This is a genomic window from Tenebrionibacter intestinalis (assembly GCF_016632365.1).
Taxonomy (GTDB): Bacteria; Pseudomonadota; Gammaproteobacteria; order Enterobacterales; family Enterobacteriaceae; genus Tenebrionibacter; species Tenebrionibacter intestinalis.
The window spans coordinates 1-925 of record NZ_JAEPBH010000143.1 but is presented as its reverse complement, the minus strand read 5'-3'; the positions used below and the strand labels follow the sequence as shown (position 1 = coordinate 925).

Below are 925 nucleotides of genomic sequence, written 5' to 3'. Positions count from 1 at the left end.
TCACAGGTAAAGGGCAAAAAGTTAGCGGAATATGGCTTAAAGATGCAGACCAGGGGAATGGCTCACCGGTACCGAGCCAGATAGCGGACAAACTGCGCGGGAGAACTTTTACCAACTTTGATCGGTTCAGGGAGGCATTCTGGCAAGAAGTTGCGATGGATCCTGAGCTATCAAACCAGTTCATTAATGTGAATAAGGAGAGAATGTCGGGAAAACTGGCTCCCAAAGCGAGAAAGATAGATTCCATGGGGAAGCGCCGCTCGTTTGAAATTCACCATATAACGCCTATATCAAAAGGCGGAGCAGTATACGATGTGGACAATATGGGCATCGTTACCCCCAAGCGACATGTGGAGATTCACAAAAATGGATAGATTGAAAAATAGACTTGAATCATATACTGAAACTGAATTTATTGATTTTATGAAAGAAATATTCAGAGAAAATGCATCAGGCAATGAAGAACGTTTGGATTCATTGTTGGACCATTTCGAAGTGATCACAGGGCATCCTGACGGTACAGATCTGATTTATTACGCAGAATCAGATGCTGAATGTACACCAGAAGTTATAACACAAAAGGTCAAGGAATGGCGCAGAGCCAACAGTCTGCCCGGCTTTAAGGGCTCCTGAGCGTATAAATAGCGGGGTACACCCCCGGCCCCCTTAGGATTACTCTNACGATGGCGAAAATTGCGAACGGCGCGGGCAGCTCCTGCGCCATCGAGGGGAAAGGGATTGCGGTTGTGGGTAGTCAGCTTGTTAACGGGGATGAAATCATCAGTACCCCCTCCAGAGCGTTGACCTTCACTGAGCGTGAAGGGGTGACGATGCCGGCGGATTTTCTGGCCGCTGTTAAGGGGGAGTGATGGGCTATCGTCCTGATGTTGACGGGCGGGGGATGGCGCTGAGTTGCGATCGAACA

Annotated in this window: 3 protein-coding genes; all 3 read left to right on the top strand. The window is 48.5% G+C overall.

The features are described from left to right. The coding region (locus tag JJB97_RS18155) for an HNH endonuclease signature motif containing protein (RefSeq protein WP_238715480.1) at positions 1-374 on the top strand (374 nt) is incomplete at its 5' end. After that, positions 367-633, top strand: coding sequence for a bacteriocin immunity protein (locus JJB97_RS18150; RefSeq protein WP_238715478.1), 267 nt, complete (start codon positions 367-369; stop codon positions 631-633). The genes JJB97_RS18155 and JJB97_RS18150, both read left to right, overlap by 8 nt. A gap of 50 nt (positions 634-683) precedes the next feature. Next, positions 684-869 carry a hypothetical protein gene (locus JJB97_RS18145; RefSeq protein WP_238715476.1) on the top strand — a complete coding sequence of 62 codons (186 nt, stop codon included), beginning with the start codon at positions 684-686 and terminating at the stop codon, positions 867-869. The last annotated feature ends 56 nt before the right edge of the window (positions 870-925 follow it).

What these genes read in the sequence shown, in the direction of transcription:
- JJB97_RS18145 (WP_238715476.1), top strand. Translation starts at nt 684, where the DNA reads ATGGCGAAAATTGCGAACGGCGCGGGCAGCTCCTGCGCCATCGAGGGG.
- JJB97_RS18150 (WP_238715478.1), top strand. Translation starts at nt 367, where the DNA reads ATGGATAGATTGAAAAATAGACTTGAATCATATACTGAAACTGAATTT.